The organism is Escherichia fergusonii ATCC 35469, from assembly GCF_000026225.1.
Taxonomy (GTDB): domain Bacteria; phylum Pseudomonadota; class Gammaproteobacteria; order Enterobacterales; family Enterobacteriaceae; genus Escherichia; species Escherichia fergusonii.
In genome coordinates, this window is sequence record NC_011740.1 from 2607621 (window position 1) to 2625326 (window position 17706).

Below are 17706 nucleotides of genomic sequence, written 5' to 3' on the forward strand. Positions count from 1 at the left end.
CCAGGGGCGACGCAACATTCTAATTTATCGCCAGTATCAGGAAACCAGCAGCTGGTTCATACGACGAATAAACAGGTTCGGATCTTCCAGCGTGCCGCGTTCTGCCAGCAGCGCCTGATCCAGCAGCAGTTCTACCCACTCGCTGAACTTCGCTTCATCTTCAGTATCTGCCGCACGTTTCACCAGTACATGATCCGGGTTCAGTTCGAAAATGTATTTCACTTCTGGCACTTTCTGGCCCGCCGCAGCGAACAGTTTCGCCATCTGAGTGCTCATTTCGTCCGCGTCGGTAGAGACAATCGCTGGCGTATCGGTCAGACGGTGGGTCAGACGGACATCTTTCACACGCTCGCCGAGCAGGGCTTTCACACGGTCGATGAACGGAGTCAGTGCTTTCTCCGCTTCTTTCGCGCTCTCATCAACTTCGTCAGCCAGTTTTTCCAGCGACTCGTCAACTTTAGACACAGACTGGAACGGTTTACCGTCGAACTCAGTCAGATAGTTCATCATCCACTCATCGATGCGGTCGGAAAGCAGCAGAACTTCGATGCCTTTCTTACGCAGCAGTTCCAGGTGCGGGCTGCTCTTCGCTGCCGCATAGCTGTCTGCGGTGATGTAGTAGATTTTCTCCTGCCCTTCTTTCATGCGGGAAACGTAGTCTTCCAGAGACACGGTCTGCGCAGAAGAATCGGTATGGGTAGAAGCAAAACGCAGCAGTTTGGCGATCGCTTCCTGGTTAGCGAAATCTTCCGCCGGACCTTCTTTCAGTACCAGGCCAAACTGTTGCCAGAAGGTCTGATATTTTTCCGCATCGTCTTTCGCCAGTTTTTCCAGCATTTGCAGCACACGCTTGGTCAGCGCATTGCGCAGGTTGCGGGTTACCGTGCTGTCCTGGAGGATTTCACGGGAAACGTTCAGCGGCAGATCGCTGGAGTCAATCAGACCACGCACGAAGCGCAGATAGTTCGGCATGAACTGTTCTGCGTCGTCCATGATGAACACACGCTGAACATACAGTTTCAGGCCGTGTTTATGATCGCGGTTCCACATATCCCACGGTGCCTGCGACGGAATGTACAGCAGGCTGGTGTACTCCTGCTTACCTTCAACGCGGTTGTGGCTCCAGGTCAGCGGATCGTTAAAGTCGTGGGCGATGTGTTTGTAGAACTCTTTGTACTCTTCGTCGGTGATTTCCGACTTGTTACGGGTCCAAAGCGCCTGCGCTTTGTTGATTTTCTCCCAGGAGATTACGGTTTCGCCGTCTTTCTCTTCGCGTTTTTCGATCTCTACCGGCAGCGCGATATGGTCGGAGTATTTGCTGATGATGGAGCGGACGCGCCAGTCATCGAGGAACTCGTCTTCACCTTCACGCAGATGCAGGGTGATTTCAGTACCACGATCTTCTTTGGTGATGTCGGCAACGGTGTATTCACCTTCGCCCGCCGATTCCCAGAAGACGCCGTTTTCTGGTTTTTCTCCTGCCGCACGAGTACGCACGGTCACTTTGTCGGCCACGATAAACGCAGAGTAGAAACCAACACCGAACTGACCGATCAGCTGGCTGTCTTTCGCCTGGTCAGAACCCAGGGATTCGAGGAATGATTTGGTGCCGGATTTAGCGATAGTCCCCAGATGGTCAATTACTTCGTCGCGGGTCATCCCCACGCCGTTATCGGAGATGGTAAGCGTGCGCTTGTCTTTATCGAAAGAGACACGAACGCGCAGTTCGCCATCACCTTCGTACAGGTCCGGGTTGGAGAGCGCGCGGAAACGCAGCTTGTCCGCCGCATCGGAGGCGTTAGAGATAAGCTCACGCAGGAAGATTTCTTTATTGGAATAGAGAGAATGGATCATCAGGTGCAGAAGTTGTTTCACTTCTGACTGAAAACCACGAGTTTCTTGTCCTTTCATGTAGGTCTACCTCAATAATGCCATTTTAAGGTTAAAAACAGGATGAGGGAGAGATGGGGACAAGGGGGAATAATTTCAAGCGAGAGCAGGTGATCCTGCTCTCGTTTGCTTAAAAACGAATCTTATGACGCCCGGCAAGGGAGTGTGACAGCGTGGTGCCATCGACCATTTCCAGTTCGCCGCCAACCGGTACGCCATGAGCAATTCGGCTGGCTTCCACGTCATATTGCGCGCAAAGCTCGGCAATGTAGTTAGCGGTAGCTTCACCTTCAACCGTGGGGTTGGTGGCGAGGATCACTTCAGTGATTTTTTCCTCTGCCAGACGCTGTTCCAGGCGATCAAGACCGATATCATCCGGACCGATGCCGTCCAGCGGTGACAGGTGCCCCATCAACACAAAATAACGGCCTGAAAACTGACCGGTCTGCTCAATGGCATAGATGTCCGCCGGACTCTCCACCACGCAGATTTGGCCGTTTTCCTGACGACGCGGATTCGAACAAATGTTACAGACTTCCTGTTCGGTGAAGGTGCGGCAATCGGCGCAGTGGCCGATTTCCGACATCGCCCGGGTGAGCGCCTGCGCCAGACGCATCCCGCCGCTACGATCGCGCTGAAGCAGCGTGAACGCCATACGCTGCGCCGACTTCGGGCCAACGCCCGGCAGACAGCGCAGTGCTTCCATAAGCTGTGTTAACAGCGGGCTGGTTTGCATCAGAACGGCATCTTAAAGCCTGGCGGCAGCTGCATTCCTGAGGAAACAGAGGCCATTTTTTCTTTCTGCGTTTCTTCAATACGACGTGCTGCGTCGTTGAATGCTGCAGCCACCAGGTCTTCCAGCATCTCTTTGTCGTCTTCCAGCAGGCTCGGGTCGATCTCTACGCGACGGCAGTTGTGTGCACCGTTGATGGTCACTTTTACCAGACCTGCGCCAGATTCGCCGGTGACTTCCAGCTGCGCGATCTCTTCCTGCATTTTCTGCATTTTTTCTTGCATCTGCTGGGCTTGCTTCATCAGGTTACCCAGACCGCCTTTACCAAACATAGGTTTCTCTCTCAATCACGTTAAGGATGACGAACGTAAGCTGTGCTTACGATCAAATGGGGCGGATACTTTCTTCATCCAGCTCCGCATCGAAGAACCGACGCAGGGTCTGAATATTATTATCCGCAATAATGGACTCGCGCGCCTGCGCAAGTTTTTCTTCATATATCGCCTGACGCCATTCCAGCGGCGTACGCACCGCGGGATTATCATCTTCAACGATAGTCAGTTCAACCGTTGAACCTTTTAACGTGCTCAACGCTTCAGCCAGTTTTTGCTGTGCACCGCGGTTGTTTAAATGCCGCTGAGAGGAGCGCAAATGCAGACATACTGCGTTGTCGCTCTCCTCTTTCCAGGCATTTAACGCCACCTGTTCAACCAGTTTTGGTAGCGAAAGTTGGCTCACCTGTGCCGCCCAAGGATCGCGCTCAATGGCTTCTGCCGCCAGCTTTGCCGCCAGTTCCGGCGTTTTTTCATGTTCCAGCGCTTTTTTCAGCGCCTTCGGCGTGGCGACCACTTCTTTTTGCTGCATCACTGGAGTGGTCGCCTTCCAGCGATACGCTTCTTTTTTGGCTGGTGCTTTTTCCAGCGCCGATGGCCCCGGACGCGCCTGAACGCGATCGGTGACCGAAGCCAGTCTTTCCAGCGCAGCGTTATTCACCGGCCGCGCGCGGGTAGCGGCTGCCGGTTCACTCTTTTTTGCTTTGGTTGCTCCCTGTGCGCGCTGCAGTTGTTGGCGCGCCGCCAGCACCTGGCTGGTGGTTTCTGAGAGCGGTACAGTCGGTGCCTGCTGCGGAGCTGATTGCGGTTGCGGCGGCACCTGGGTTGGCGTCATTACTGCCGTTGGCGCGACGGGCGCAAAAGACTGGCGTGGCACTTCTGGCTCAGGCAGCGGCATACGCGGATGAAACGCCAGTGCGCGCAACAGCGTCATCTCAACGCCCATGCGGCGGTCCGGCGCATACGGTAATTCTTTGCGACCAATCAACAGCGTTTGATAGTAAAGCTGAATATCCGTCGGCGGTATGGTGCGCGCCAGTTCACGCATCCGCAGCTCGATGGCGGCCATGTCGTTGCCCAGCGCAGCAGGGGAAAGTTGCACCATTGCAATGCGGTGCAACAGGCCGAGCATTTCTACCAGCAACGCTTCCCACTCAATACCACGAGCGGCGGCTTCATTAATCAGCGACATTACACGCTCGCCGTTGGCTTCAACCATCGCTTCAACCAGCGACAGCGCCTGATCGTCGTCAAGCGTACCCAGCATCGCACTGACCGCCTGGGTTGAAACCTGTCCGTCACCGCTGGCAATTGCCTGGTCGGTTAAACTTAAGGCATCTCGCAAGCTGCCTTCAGCGGCGCGCGCCAGCAGTTGCAGCGCCCGCGGCTCGTGAGCGATATGTTCTTCGTTGAGGATGTGCTCAAGCTGATGGCGAATTTGCTCGACATCCAGCGCCTTGAGATGAAATTGCAGACAGCGTGACAAAATCGTCACCGGCAATTTCTGCGGATCGGTCGTCGCCAGCAGAAACTTGACGTGCTCCGGCGGTTCTTCAAGGGTTTTTAACAGTGCGTTAAAGCTGTGGCGCGACAGCATATGCACTTCGTCGATCAGATAAACTTTAAAACGACCACGCGCCGGAGCGTACTGGACGTTATCCAGCAGGTCACGAGTGTCTTCAACTTTGGTGCGCGAGGCGGCGTCGATTTCAATCAGATCGACAAAGCGCCCCTGCTCGATTTCACGACAGTTATCGCACACGCCGCACGGCGTCGCGGTAATGCCAGTTTCGCAGTTTAGCCCCTTCGCCAGCAGTCGGGCGATAGAGGTTTTTCCGACGCCCCGGGTGCCGGAAAAAAGATAAGCATGATGAATACGCCCTAACGACAAGCCGTTCGCCAGTGCGGTCAGCACATGTTCCTGGCCGACGACGTCAGCAAAGGTTTGTGGGCGCCATTTTCGGGCTAAGACCTGATAACTCATTGGCAGGCTCTGAAACGCTGGAAGGTGGATTCACGAAGGGGTAATGCTAACACAGCCCCGTCAGAACGGCGAGGCTGAATGCACATCTTGTGCTGTCTGTAGCGTGGGCAGCACAAGACTGGCGATAATTAATGGCCCGGGAACGGGACAAGGCTGTAGCTGGTAATGCCCTGTTTTTCGAGACGCTGTTCGCCGCCGAGATCGAACAGGTTGATAATGAACGCAGCGTCAGTCACTTCACCACCTAAACGGCGGATCAGTTTAACCGTCGCTTCAATAGTGCCGCCGGTTGCCAGCAGATCGTCCACCACCAGAACTTTGTCGCCCGGTTTGATGGCATCAACGTGGATTTCCAGCTGATCGGTGCCGTATTCCAGATCGTAAGTTTCACTGATGGTCTCACGCGGCAGTTTGCCCGGTTTACGGACCGGTACAAAGCCAACGCCCAGACCCAATGCTACCGGAGCGCCGAACAAGAAGCCACGCGCTTCAGTGCCGACAACTTTGGTAATGCCCGCATTTTTGTAACGCTCAACCAGTAAATCGATGCTGAGAGCGTAAGCTTTCGGGTCTTCCAGTAAGCTGGTGACATCGCGGAACAGAATGCCGGGTTTTGGGTAGTCCTGAATGCTTTTGATGCTATTTTTGAGATACTCAAGCTGCTGTGCAGTCGCGGTCATAAGTGTATGCCTGCTTGTTACGGTGGTACTCACGGCGCGTTTTAAACGAGTCAAAAGTAACAGTTGTTTAACCTTTGACCGCCTGCGCCTGTGCTCGAAAACGCCAGAATGTACTGGCTGTGGGCGATAATTGCAACAGCGATTGTTGTGCTTTGCCGTTTTTATTGCTTTTCATCAATCACCGGGATTCGCCACATAAAAATCAGCAAACAACCGAGGATCACCAACAACAGAATACGCACCCACGTCATATGCACGAACCAAAGTGAAATCGAAAAAGTCAGTAAAATAATGAATATCGCCCGAGGCTTTGCACCGCGTGGCATCGCATGATATTTCTGCCAGAAACGTAGATAGCTGCCAAACCATGAGCGGTACAGCAACCAGGCGTGAAAGCGCGGGGAAGAACGGGCAAAGCACCAGGCCGCCAGCAGGATAAACGGCGTCGTTGGTAATACCGGTAATACCACGCCCAGCGTACCCAGTACTACCGCCAGCCAGCCAATGATGATTAAAATGATTCGTTGCATATTATGTGTAGTCAGCTTACAGAGTGGCTACTTTAGCATAACAATTATCATTTTCATTGAGGTCTTATCGTGAAAACCGCCCTGCTGCTGGAAAAACTGGAAGGTCAGCTCGCCACGCTGCGCCAGCGTTGTGCCCCGGTGGCGCAGTTCGCCACGCTAAGCGCCCGTTTCGACAGGCGCCTTTTTCAAACCCGTGCGACAACTCTACAGGCGTGCCTGGAGGAAGCGGGAGATAATTTGTCCGCGCTTCGCCATGCAGTTGAGCAACAGCAACTGCCGCAAGTGGCCTGGCTGGCGGAACATCTGGCAGCACAACTGGAAGCCATAGCGCGTGAAGCCGCCGCCTGGTCATTGCGCGAGTGGGACAGTGCGCCACCGAAAATTGCCCGCTGGCAGCGTAAACGTATTCAGCATCAGGATTTTGAGCGGCGACTTCGTGAGATGGTTGCCGAACGTAGAGCCCGTCTGGCGCAAGCGGCCGATCTCGTGGAACAACAAACGCTGCATCGTGAAGTGGAAGCCTATGAAGCGCGCCTTGCGCGGTGTCGCCATGCGCTGGAAAAAATCGAAAACAGGTTAGCGCGTTTAACCCGCTAACAATGGAGAGAATATGTCACTGGAAAATGCCCCTGACGATGTCAAACTGGCCGTCGATTTAATTGTCCTGCTGGAAGAAAATCAGATCCCTGCCAGTACCGTGCTGCGCGCGCTGGATATTGTTAAGCGTGATTATGAAAAGAAGTTACAGAGCGATGAGGCTTCGCAAAGCGAGTAAAAAATAAAGGGCGGCATCACTGTCGCCCTTTATTGTCCTTACCCTACCGCAGGCGTTGGATCGTCGCCCTTGTAGTCACGTTTCACTTCCGTTACTTCATCGCCCTTCTCGTTGTGCAAATACACTTCAAGCTGGTTAAAGGCAATGTTGATGTCGTTTTCACGGCACAGCTGATCGATAGTACGGTTCAGCTCATCGACAGTACGACTGCGGTCACGCAGTTCACGCACATACAGACGCAGCTCATGATCCAATGTGCTGGCACCAAACGCCGTAAAGAAGACTTCCGGCATGGGTTCGTGCATCACCCTTGGGTGCTCAGTCGCCGCCTTCAGCAATACTTTACGCACTTTTTCCAGATCGGAGCCATAGGCCACGCCCAGACGAATCACCAGACGAGTGGTGGTGTCGGTTAACGACCAGTTGATGAGACGCTCAGTAACAAACGCTTTGTTCGGGATGATCACTTCTTTGCGATCGAAATCGGTAATCGTTGTCGCACGAATACGGATCTTGCTGACCGTACCCGAGAAGCTACCAATGGTTACCGTATCGCCAATGCGCACCGGACGTTCGAACAGGATAATCAAACCGGAGACGAAGTTACCGAAGATCTCCTGTAAACCAAAACCAAGACCTACGGATAATGCTGCCGCCAGCCACTGGAGTTTATCCCACGAGACGCCCAGCGATCCGAACACCGTCATCGCACCAACGGCAATAATGATGTAGTTAAGGATGGTAGTAATGGCATACGACGCGCCCTGGCGCATATTCAGTCGCGAGAGCACCAGCACTTCCAGCAAACCAGGCAGGTTGCGAATTAACGCCCAGGCTACCATTGAGGCGATAATTGCAAACAGCAGGCTGCCCATGGTGACGTTTTTCACCACCGCAGCACCGGCTTCAGTGCCGTTGTAATGCCAGAGCGTGATGCTGTCAAGATAGCTGAATACGGTGATCAAATCGGACCAAATCGCCCAGAACATGACACCGAACAGCGCAAACATCAGCAACATGGTAATACGCAGCGTCTGCTGGTTAACCTGCTCCAGTGCAATGGTGGGTTCTTCCGGCGGTTCAGCACCTTCCGCGCCCTCTTTCACCAGATTCTGTCGACGCGCCAGCGCACGACGCCAGGCGATACGCCGCGCCGCTACGCTTAAGCCACGCAGTACTGTCTGGTAGAGCAGGTTCCAGATGATCACCAGATAAACGGTTTCAATCCAGCGTCCTGCCAGACGCAGCGTAGTGTAGAAGTAGCCTGTAGCAGTCAGCACCATCAACGCAATCGGGATTATCGACAGCACGGTAATGGTGACCAGTCGCATGGTGTGCGACTCTTTATCACGCCAGCTTTCGCGGCACATCGGCCACACCAGGAAGGCAATCAGCAACAGGTTGAAGAAAATCATCGCCTGCCCCAGCACATCATCCATCAGATGCAGTGGGGATAGTTCTGCCACCACTGACCAGAAATGGATTGGCAGCAACGCGAGACTGATGCGGACAATTTGTCGACGCCAGTGGCTGGTCTGCTGTTCCGGCATACCGAAGTGACGTACGGCAACACCGTTTTTCTCCAGTACCTTCCAGCACAGGCCAAACACCAGCCAGAAAATCGCCAGTTTTTTGCTGAACGACCATAGCAGTTCGCTGATGTTGAGCTGCATGGTCAACAGAATCAGGCCAACCGCGAGAATAATCAGGCACACCGGCAGCGCACGGATCAGGTCGATAAGGATCGCTTTTGGTGTGTTGAGCTGGCTGTCGTTACGCAGGGAACCCACAGCGGAAGCCAGTTTTTGTTGATATGCTTTCAGCCACCCCAGACGCCAGTGGATCAGCCCGGCAATCAGCAGCAGTGGTAAACCAGCGAGGAAGGCGATGAATACGGCAGGCCAGGCCTTTTCCCAGTTCACCGTGATTTTCATTGATTTAAACTCATCTTTCAGCGTTTGCGGGAACGCTTTGATCCAGTCCCAGTCCATCGGACGGTTACTGTTCACCCAAAAGATTTGCTGAGTCAGGATGGATTTCAGGTTTTTCGATACGCTCATTAACTGCTGCTGGTTGATTTGCAGGTTAATGGCCATCATCAACTGGTTACCCAACTGTTTATTAAGCTGATCCAGCAGTTCGCGACGCATATCCACAACCTGGAGTAATGCGTCATGAACTTCACTGTTAACTTCGTTGGCGTGACCTTCTTCCAGTTTGTTAACGAACGCATCGCTCTGGAAGAGCGCATCACGCTGCTGGTTGACTTCAAACTGTTCGAGACGCAAATCCGCGATGCGGTTGGTCATGTTTTCCAGTTCATCCGCCGAGGGCAGCGTTTGTTGTTGCTGATAAAGGATACGAGACAACAACAGGCTGCCTTTCAGGACAGAAATCTGCTCTTTGATATTACGTTCCGATTGCAGCGCCCGCTCAAGCCAGTTTTTGACTTTGATGTTTTGCTGCATCAGCTGATTACCGTTTTCGGTCGCGGTAATCAAACGCTGACTCAACTGCTGGTTTATTTCCAGCTCCTGCTTCACCAGCGGGTTAGCCTGAATACGCGCAGTTTCATCCGGCGAGACCGCTTCCTGCGCCGTCTTCTCAGTTAAGGTGAGACGTTTATTGTTAACGGCCTCCTGCAATAACTGAAGTTCATGTTCAAGGCGCGTGCTATTCGCGGTCACATAATCACGTTGCTTTTGCAGCATATCCTGCAAAATAGTATTGCCTTCCAGACTTTTACGCTGCTGATCAATCTGTGCATTTAGCAGAGCCTGCTGAACCTGGAGTAACGTTTTTTGCGTCGCACGCAACTCGGTTTCACCAACTTCTGTGCCATCCAGACGGTTACGAATTTGCTGCAGCTGTTGAGAAGCGTTGTACATGGAGTTTTGTACGCGCTCTGGCTGGGTTTGCAGCGATACAAGCTGGCTGTTATAAGCGGCCAAATCGTTTTGCGCATTCTGCAACTCATCCAGTACCTGAGCCACGCGGGATTCAAGCTGGCGCAAAGAAAGCGTACGAAGAACTGTGCGCGTTTCCTGGTCGTTATCCACGTCATTCAGGGTGGTTAACGCATCTGTAGCCTGACGCATTTTTTCCGGGGCCTGGGCAACTTTTTGTTTCAGTTGCACCGTTTCTTCTTTTACCCGGTCGATTTTATCGAGCGTCGCTAAGGTGTCGGTCAGATCCTGCTGAACTAATTTATCCTGGGCAGAGAGATCTTTTTGTTTATTAAGCGCATCCAACTGGGCCTGCACGTCTGCTTTGGTTGGCAAGTCGCCACCAGCCGCGCGCGCAAAAGCCGGAGCCTGGCTACACAAAATAAATGCAAGCGCAAAAAGCGAAATAAAAACAAATTGTTGTGAACGTTTATAGAACTGCAACATAGTCATGATGAATAGGCGTTTTGCTACCGGCGGGGCGCCGGAAATAGTCAGGGCGCAAGAATATCACGCCTCAGACAGACGGAATAGCAACAGCGAGATCCTCCAGGATAAATCCTGGAATTAGCGTGTCATTATTCCTTTGCAGAGGTTGCCCGCAGTGATGGACAAAAGAGATACATTTCTAATAAGACGGCGACGTAATCTCGCGCCTCTTTTTTCAGGTCAAAAGCCTGCGGAGCAAATAACCAGCTTTCCATTAAACCTGAAATATAGCCGCGCATAATAATAGCCGCCCGGCGAGTAAGCAGGTCTTCTGGCAACATTTTCGCAGTAATACAATGTCTTAGTGTTTGTTCGATACGGTCATAGCTTTCCACGCAGAGATTGCGCTGAGCCTGCTGAACTACCGCCATTTCACCAACGAACTCACATTTATGGAATATAATTTCCATCAATAAACGTCGGCGTTCTTCCGTCACAGTAGCTTCAAGAATATAGACTAAAATCTCTCGCAAAACGGAAAGTGGATCGTCGGGGAATTTTGCCTGATACTCAAGCTCAAGTTCTCCGATACTGGACTCGGACAACTCCCAGATCTCACTGAACAAATCCGACTTGTTTTTAAAATGCCAGTAGATTGCACCACGCGTAACGCCTGCGGCTTTTGCAATCTCTGCCAGCGAGGTAGATGATACTCCTTGCTGAGAAAACAAACGCAAAGCTACATCGAGGATGTGCTGTCGTGTTTCCAGCGCTTGTTGTTTGGTTTTTCGTGCCATATGTCAGTGAATTTTCAGGCGTTAGATTTACATACATTTATGAATGTATGTACCATATCACGACGATAATATAAACGCAGCAATGGGTTTAGGGGCTTTTTTGCCCATTGATCAATTTGAAATCGGACACTCGAGGTTTACATATGAACAAAAACAGAGGATTTACGCCTCTGGCGGCCGTTCTGTTGCTTTCAGGCAGCTTAGCGCTAACAGGATGCGACGACAAACAGGCCCAACAAGGGGGCCAGCAGATGCCAGAAGTTGGGGTTGTGACGCTCAAAACTGAACCTCTACAAATCACTACTGAGCTTCCGGGGCGTACCAGCGCTTTCCGTATTGCGGAAGTCCGTCCTCAGGTTAGCGGTATTATCCTGAAGCGCAATTTTAAAGAAGGCAGTGATATCGAAGCTGGCGTCTCTCTGTATCAGATTGATCCTGCAACTTATCAGGCTGCCTATGACAGCGCGAAAGGCGATCTGGCGAAAGCTCAGGCTGCGGCTAATATCGCGCAACTGACAGTTAATCGTTATCAGAAACTGCTCGGTACGCAGTACATCAGTAAGCAGGAGTACGATCAGGCACTGGCTGACGCGCAACAGGCTAACGCAGCGGTGACCGCGGCGAAAGCGGCTGTTGAAACCGCACGGATTAACCTGGCATACACCAAAGTCACCTCTCCAATTAATGGTCGCATTGGTAAGTCGAATGTGACTGAAGGTGCCCTGGTGCAAAACGGTCAGGCGACTGCGCTGGCAACCGTACAGCAACTTGATCCGATCTATGTTGATGTGACTCAGTCCAGCAACGACTTTCTGCGCCTGAAACAGGAACTGGCGAATGGCACGCTGAAACAAGAGAACGGCAAAGCCAAAGTGTCGCTGATCACCAGTGACGGCATTAAGTTCCCACAGGACGGTACGCTGGAGTTCTCTGACGTTACTGTCGATCAGACCACCGGGTCTATCACCCTACGCGCTATCTTCCCGAACCCGGATCATACTCTGCTGCCGGGTATGTTCGTGCGTGCACGTCTGGAAGAAGGGCTTAATCCAAACGCCATTTTAGTCCCGCAACAGGGTGTAACCCGTATACCGCGTGGCGATGCTACCGTACTGGTGGTTGGCGCGGATGACAAAGTGGAAACCCGTCCGATCGTTGCAAGCCAGGCTATTGGCGATAAGTGGCTGGTGACAGAAGGTCTGAAAGCAGGCGATCGCGTAGTAATAAGTGGGCTGCAGAAAGTGCGTCCTGGTGTCCAGGTAAAAGCACAAGAAGTTACCGCTGATAATAACCAGCAAGCCGCAAGCGGTACTCAGCCTGAACAGTCCAAGTCTTAACTTAAACAGGAGCCGTTAAGACATGCCTAATTTCTTTATCGATCGCCCGATTTTTGCGTGGGTGATCGCCATCATTATCATGTTGGCAGGGGGGCTGGCGATCCTCAAACTGCCGGTGGCGCAATATCCTACGATTGCACCGCCGGCAGTAACGATCTCCGCCTCCTACCCCGGCGCTGATGCGAAAACAGTGCAGGACACTGTGACACAGGTTATCGAACAGAATATGAATGGTATCGATAACCTGATGTACATGTCCTCTAACAGTGACTCCACGGGTACCGTGCAGATCACCCTGACCTTTGAGTCTGGTACTGATGCGGATATCGCGCAGGTTCAGGTGCAGAACAAACTGCAGCTGGCAATGCCGTTGCTGCCGCAAGAAGTACAGCAGCAAGGGGTGAGCGTTGAGAAATCGTCCAGTAGCTTCCTGATGGTTGTCGGCGTTATCAACACCGATGGCACCATGACGCAGGAGGATATCTCCGACTACGTGGCGGCGAATATGAAAGACGCCATCAGCCGTACGTCGGGCGTGGGTGACGTTCAGCTTTTCGGTTCTCAGTACGCGATGCGTATCTGGATGAACCCGAATGAACTGAACAAATACCAGCTAACGCCGGTTGATGTCATTACCGCCATCAAAGCGCAGAACGCCCAGGTTGCGGCGGGTCAGCTCGGTGGTACGCCGCCGGTGAAAGGCCAACAGCTTAACGCCTCTATTATCGCTCAGACGCGTCTGACCTCTACTGAAGAGTTCGGCAAAATCTTGCTGAAAGTAAATCAGGATGGTTCCCGCGTTCTGCTGCGTGACGTCGCGAAAATTGAGCTGGGTGGTGAAAACTACGACATCATCGCAGAGTTTAACGGCCAACCGGCTTCCGGTCTGGGGATCAAGCTGGCGACTGGCGCGAACGCGCTGGATACCGCTGCGGCAATCCGTGCTGAACTGGCGAAGATGGAACCGTTCTTCCCGTCGGGTCTGAAAATTGTTTACCCATACGACACCACACCGTTCGTGAAAATCTCTATTCACGAAGTGGTAAAAACTCTGGTCGAAGCGATCATCCTCGTATTCCTGGTTATGTATCTGTTCCTGCAGAACTTCCGCGCGACGTTGATCCCGACCATTGCCGTACCGGTGGTATTGCTTGGAACCTTTGCCATCCTTGCCGCCTTTGGCTTCTCGATAAACACACTAACAATGTTCGGGATGGTGCTCGCCATCGGCTTGTTGGTGGATGACGCCATCGTTGTAGTAGAAAACGTTGAGCGTGTGATGGCGGAAGAAGGTTTGCCGCCAAAAGAAGCCACCCGTAAGTCGATGGGGCAGATTCAGGGCGCTCTGGTCGGTATCGCGATGGTGCTGTCGGCGGTGTTCGTACCGATGGCCTTCTTTGGCGGTTCTACCGGGGCAATCTATCGTCAGTTCTCCATTACCATTGTTTCAGCAATGGCGCTGTCGGTACTGGTGGCGTTGATCCTGACTCCGGCTCTTTGTGCCACCATGCTGAAACCGATTGCCAAAGGCGATCACGGAGAAGGTAAAAAAGGCTTCTTCGGCTGGTTTAACCGCATGTTCGAGAAGAGCACGCACCACTACACCGACAGCGTAGGCGGTATTCTGCGCAGTACGGGGCGTTACCTGGTGCTGTATCTAATCATCGTGGTCGGCATGGCCTATCTATTTGTGCGTCTGCCAAGCTCCTTCTTGCCAGATGAGGACCAGGGCGTATTTATGACCATGGTTCAGCTGCCAGCAGGTGCAACGCAGGAACGTACGCAGAAAGTGCTCAATGAGGTAACGAATTACTATCTGACCAAAGAGAAGAACAACGTTGAGTCGGTGTTCGCCGTTAACGGCTTCGGCTTTGCGGGACGTGGTCAGAATACCGGTATTGCGTTCGTTTCCTTGAAGGATTGGGCCGATCGCCCGGGCGAAGAAAACAAAGTTGAAGCGATTACCATGCGTGCAACTCGTGCATTCTCGCAAATCAAAGATGCGATGGTCTTCGCCTTTAACCTGCCTGCGATTGTGGAACTGGGTACGGCAACCGGCTTCGACTTTGAGCTGATTGACCAGGCGGGCCTTGGTCACGAAAAACTGACTCAGGCACGTAACCAACTGCTTGCAGAAGCAGCGAAGCATCCTGATCTGCTGACCAGCGTGCGTCCAAACGGTCTGGAAGATACACCGCAGTTCAAGATTGATATCGACCAGGAGAAAGCTCAGGCACTGGGTGTTTCTATTAACGATATTAACACTACCCTGGGCGCTGCATGGGGCGGCAGCTACGTGAACGACTTTATCGACCGTGGTCGTGTGAAGAAAGTTTACGTCATGTCAGAAGCAAAATACCGTATGCTGCCGGATGATATCGGCGACTGGTATGTTCGTGCTGCTGATGGTCAGATGGTACCGTTCTCGGCGTTCTCCTCTTCTCGTTGGGAGTACGGCTCGCCGCGTCTGGAACGTTACAACGGCCTGCCATCCATGGAAATCTTAGGCCAGGCAGCACCGGGTAAAAGTACCGGTGAAGCAATGGAACTGATGGAACAACTGGCGAGCAAACTGCCTACCGGTGTTGGCTACGACTGGACGGGGATGTCCTATCAGGAACGTCTCTCCGGTAACCAGGCCCCTTCACTGTACGCGATTTCGTTGATTGTCGTGTTCCTGTGTCTGGCGGCGCTGTACGAGAGCTGGTCGATTCCGTTCTCCGTTATGCTGGTCGTTCCGCTGGGGGTTATCGGTGCCTTGCTGGCAGCCACCTTCCGTGGCCTGACCAATGACGTGTACTTCCAGGTAGGCCTGCTCACAACCATTGGGTTGTCGGCGAAGAACGCGATACTTATCGTCGAATTCGCCAAAGACCTGATGGATAAAGAAGGTAAAGGTCTGATTGAAGCGACGCTTGATGCGGTGCGGATGCGTTTACGTCCGATCCTGATGACCTCGCTGGCGTTTATCCTCGGCGTTATGCCGCTGGTTATCAGTACTGGTGCTGGTTCTGGCGCGCAGAACGCCGTAGGTACTGGCGTAATGGGCGGGATGGTGACCGCAACGGTACTGGCAATCTTCTTTGTACCGGTGTTCTTCGTCGTGGTTCGTCGTCGCTTTAGCCGTAAAAGCGAAGACTTAGAACATAGCCACAAGGTTGAGCATCACTAAGATCCTCGCCAGAAGGTATTGTTAAGGCCGCGAAAGCGGCCTTTTTAGCGCCAAAAATCATAAAAAAGGCTTATTGTTGGCCTGCATATTTTATCTTTCAAAAATTAACGATATAATCCCCTGCCTGTTTGAAGGCTATTCTCAAGAACATCGGTAAATTCTTATTTTCCCTGTTAAATAAGAATGTTTTTATGAATGCAAGCTATTTTGGCATTATCTTTTTGTATTGATATGTCTGGAGAATGCCTCTTCTGACAGCACTGGCATGTTAAAAACAACCAGATGATCGCCAATCTTCTTTCGGTAATTACGTGCTAAAATGCAATAAGGTAACGTCATCATGCATTTCAGCTATTTGTAATTTTTCGTAATATGCCGATGAAATCTTTATTAGAGTAGATTATAGTTAAATCATCAGACGAGAGGGCAAGCCCGCGGTTAGTTAGTTGTCTCTACCCCGAAAGGTGTTCGATTAGTACAGCCACTAAGAAGGGGATGTGTTATGGACGAATACTCACCAAAACGACATGATATCGCACAGCTTAAATTTCTTTGCGAAACCCTGTATCATGACTGTCTTGCAAATCTTGAAGAGAGCAACCATGGCTGGGTTAACGACCCAACCTCGGCTATCAATCTGCAGCTCAACGAACTGATTGAGCATATTGCAACCTTCGCACTTAATTACAAAATTAAGTATAATGAGGACAATAAGCTCATAGAGCAGATCGATGAATATCTGGATGACACTTTTATGTTGTTCAGTAGTTATGGCATTAATACACAGGATTTACAGAAATGGCGAAAATCTGGAAACAGGCTCTTCCGCTGTTTTGTTAACGCCACCAGGGCGAACCCTGTTAGTTTGTCGTGTTAAAACTATTAAAATGATAGGTACAATTTATGTCCGATAAGCCTTTAACCAAAACTGATTATTTGATGCGTTTACGTCGTTGCCAGACAATTGACACGCTGGAACGTGTCATCGAAAAAAATAAATACGAACTCTCTGACAATGAACTGGCGGTATTTTATTCAGCAGCTGATCACCGTCTCGCTGAATTGACCATGAATAAACTTTACGACAAGATCCCCTCCTCCGTATGGAAATTCATTCGCTAATATGCCATCTGATAAATAAACGAGTATCAACCATCAGTTAGGTTAATGAATTACACTTACTGTTTTTGGTGATTATGCTTCGCTAATTTTTATTATGTTGTTTCCCCGGTATTGTTCCCTTACCAGCTTTACTTCATTTGAGGTTGAAGTTTGCAGGGGAATTATTCGAAAAAACAGAGCGAAAGTGAAAAATAGAAGATGCTGTTGGGGTTTTATTGCCAGGTAACTGTGAGTTAAGCGCCTTGTTACCAATAACAGCAGCGTCGTTTTAAGATAACTCTTCCCCGGTTGGCATAATGCTACCTGTACGGTGTTCACTTCCAGTGATACCCGCCAGGTGTTCTTCTCCTATAGCAGTTGCATCAGGATGGCTGTTCCTGCGTAATAAACATGTAACTGTTATGCTAAATTGTGGTTAATCTGTTACTTTTTTCATACAATCACCTTGTTATAATAGGGTGTTCCCCAGAAGTTGCAGAACTCACAAAGGCAAATGATGACCGAAATACAGCGCCTGCTCACAGAAACCATTGACGATCTTAACAAGCGTGAAAAGCGTGACAACAAGCCACGTTTTAGCATCAGCTTTATCCGTAAACATCCAGGGCTGTTTATTGGCATGTATGTTGCCTGGTTTGCCACCCTGGCAGTCATGTTGCAGTCGGAAACACTGGTAGGTTCAGTCTGGCTGCTGGTTGTTTTGTTTATTCTATTAAATGGCTTTTTCTTTTTTGATGTTTACCCGCGTTATCGCTATGAAGACATTGATGTGCTGGATTTCCGGGTCTGTTACAACGGTGAATGGTACAACACGCGTTTCGTCCCCCCCACTTTAATAGAAGCGATTCTCCATTCCCCACGGGTAAATGGCGTACAAAAAGAACAACTGCAAAAAATGATCGCCCGCAAAGGCGACCTTTCGTTCTACGACATTTTCACTCTGGCTCGTAGCGACGCAGCTGCGTAACGATGAAAATACA

General features: G+C 51.3%; 15 protein-coding genes and 1 other annotated feature. Of the genes, 7 read left to right on the plus strand and 8 right to left on the minus strand.

Going from position 1 to position 17706, the window contains the following annotated elements; translation table 11 throughout:
- Positions 1-36: 36 nt before the first annotated feature.
- The 6 genes from htpG to EFER_RS12850 all read right to left on the minus strand — a co-directional run bounded on the left by htpG (position 37) and on the right by EFER_RS12850 (position 6149).
- Complete coding sequence (htpG, locus tag EFER_RS12820) at positions 37-1911, minus strand: molecular chaperone HtpG (protein ID WP_000678201.1); 1875 nt, start codon at positions 1909-1911, stop codon at positions 37-39.
- Positions 1912-2020: 109 nt separating this feature from the next.
- Entirely contained in the window at positions 2021-2626 is a 606-nt protein-coding gene (recR, locus tag EFER_RS12825; RefSeq protein WP_001195025.1) for a recombination mediator RecR, read from the minus strand.
- Positions 2626-2955, minus strand: a complete 330-nt coding sequence (locus EFER_RS12830) for a YbaB/EbfC family nucleoid-associated protein (protein ID WP_000467098.1) — start codon at positions 2953-2955, stop codon at positions 2626-2628. The genes recR and EFER_RS12830 overlap by 1 nt, the downstream gene beginning before the upstream one ends.
- Positions 2956-3007: 52 nt before the next feature.
- Positions 3008-4939, minus strand: a complete 1932-nt coding sequence (gene dnaX / locus EFER_RS12835) for a DNA polymerase III subunit gamma/tau (protein WP_000122035.1) — start codon at positions 4937-4939, stop codon at positions 3008-3010.
- Positions 3611-3675 (minus strand) — a sequence feature (DnaX frameshifting element). (Overlaps the previous gene by 65 nt.)
- 128 nt (positions 4940-5067) lie before the next feature.
- Complete coding sequence (gene apt / locus EFER_RS12840) at positions 5068-5619, minus strand: adenine phosphoribosyltransferase (RefSeq protein ID WP_002431408.1); 552 nt, start codon at positions 5617-5619, stop codon at positions 5068-5070.
- Positions 5620-5780: 161 nt separating this feature from the next.
- Entirely contained in the window at positions 5781-6149 is a 369-nt protein-coding gene (locus EFER_RS12850; RefSeq protein WP_001188907.1) for a DUF454 family protein, read from the minus strand.
- Positions 6150-6218: 69 nt separating this feature from the next.
- Between EFER_RS12850 and priC the strand changes: the two genes are divergently transcribed.
- Together priC and rsmS are read left to right on the plus strand one after the other, a co-directional pair.
- Positions 6219-6746 (plus strand): primosomal replication protein N'', encoded by a 528-nt coding sequence (priC, locus tag EFER_RS12855; RefSeq protein WP_000844867.1) that lies wholly within the window; start codon positions 6219-6221, stop codon positions 6744-6746.
- A gap of 13 nt (positions 6747-6759) precedes the next feature.
- Positions 6760-6924 carry a pleiotropic regulatory protein RsmS gene (gene rsmS, locus EFER_RS12860; RefSeq protein WP_000051151.1) on the plus strand — a complete coding sequence of 55 codons (165 nt, stop codon included), beginning with the start codon at positions 6760-6762 and terminating at the stop codon, positions 6922-6924.
- A gap of 38 nt (positions 6925-6962) precedes the next feature.
- Here rsmS and mscK read toward each other — a convergent pair whose 3' ends face one another.
- Positions 6963-10322, minus strand: a complete 3360-nt coding sequence (gene mscK / locus EFER_RS12865; protein WP_000178224.1) for a mechanosensitive channel MscK — start codon at positions 10320-10322, stop codon at positions 6963-6965.
- Positions 10323-10447: 125 nt separating this feature from the next.
- Positions 10448-11095 (minus strand): multidrug efflux transporter transcriptional repressor AcrR, encoded by a 648-nt coding sequence (acrR, locus tag EFER_RS12870; RefSeq protein WP_000101765.1) that lies wholly within the window; start codon positions 11093-11095, stop codon positions 10448-10450.
- A 143-nt stretch (positions 11096-11238) separates the two neighbouring features.
- On the opposite strand from acrR, the gene acrA reads away from it, so the two are divergent.
- From acrA to EFER_RS12895, 5 genes are all read left to right on the plus strand, one after another.
- Positions 11239-12432, plus strand: a complete 1194-nt coding sequence (gene acrA / locus EFER_RS12875; RefSeq protein ID WP_015953614.1) for a multidrug efflux RND transporter periplasmic adaptor subunit AcrA — start codon at positions 11239-11241, stop codon at positions 12430-12432.
- A 22-nt stretch (positions 12433-12454) separates the two neighbouring features.
- Positions 12455-15604 (plus strand): efflux RND transporter permease AcrB, encoded by a 3150-nt coding sequence (acrB, locus tag EFER_RS12880; protein WP_001132491.1) that lies wholly within the window; start codon positions 12455-12457, stop codon positions 15602-15604.
- 502 nt (positions 15605-16106) lie between these two features.
- Positions 16107-16481, plus strand: a complete 375-nt coding sequence (tomB, locus tag EFER_RS12885; protein ID WP_000344803.1) for an Hha toxicity modulator TomB — start codon at positions 16107-16109, stop codon at positions 16479-16481.
- A 26-nt stretch (positions 16482-16507) separates the two neighbouring features.
- Positions 16508-16726 carry an HHA domain-containing protein gene (locus tag EFER_RS12890; protein WP_001280991.1) on the plus strand — a complete coding sequence of 73 codons (219 nt, stop codon included), beginning with the start codon at positions 16508-16510 and terminating at the stop codon, positions 16724-16726.
- 496 nt (positions 16727-17222) lie between these two features.
- Positions 17223-17693, plus strand: a complete 471-nt coding sequence (locus tag EFER_RS12895; protein WP_002431406.1) for a YlaC family protein — start codon at positions 17223-17225, stop codon at positions 17691-17693.
- The last annotated feature ends 13 nt before the right edge of the window (positions 17694-17706 follow it).